Source organism: Mesorhizobium sp. M4B.F.Ca.ET.089.01.1.1 (assembly GCF_004022605.1).
GTDB lineage: Bacteria > Pseudomonadota > Alphaproteobacteria > Rhizobiales > Rhizobiaceae > Mesorhizobium > Mesorhizobium abyssinicae.
Genome location: NZ_RZOS01001435.1, coordinates 1 through 444, shown reverse-complemented (window position 1 = coordinate 444; position 444 = coordinate 1). Strand labels below are relative to the sequence as shown.

General features: G+C 61.7%; 1 protein-coding gene. It reads right to left on the bottom strand.

The genetic code is table 11. The annotated features are described in order from the left end of the window. Window positions 1–188 precede the first annotated feature (188 nt). Window positions 189–444 (bottom strand): hypothetical protein (locus EN780_RS40150; RefSeq protein WP_210215148.1); only part of this gene is annotated, 256 nt, incomplete at its 5' end.

Below are 444 nucleotides of genomic sequence, written 5' to 3'. Positions count from 1 at the left end.
CTGCGGAGCCGTCCTGTTGGGCGTGAAGTGGAAGCTCTCTGGCTTGAAGGGCTCACCACACCACGGACATCCCTTCAGTGGCACCGGGGATTTCGTCTTAGGTCTGCTCTGGTACCGCTTCAGCCAGGTCGTCGCGGCGTCCTTGTCGGAAGAATTTCGCGGCTGGATTGTTCGGTGAGGCTGCGCCGCTACCCAGAGTCCAATCTCGATCGGCCATTCGCCAAGCGTCTTCCGGCCATTGTCATCATGGGTCCGCAGGAATTCGAGCGCGCAGACGAGACCAGCGGCGTGAGCAGGCGTAACGTGTAGCGCATGATGACGCTGATGCCCGCACCCAGCACGCCAGATCCGCGGAGCCGCCTCAGCACAATCGCATAGGCGGCAAGTCCAAGATACGCTCTTGCCGCCGCCGGTCGGAAAAAAAGCAGGTCGACGATCTCACGC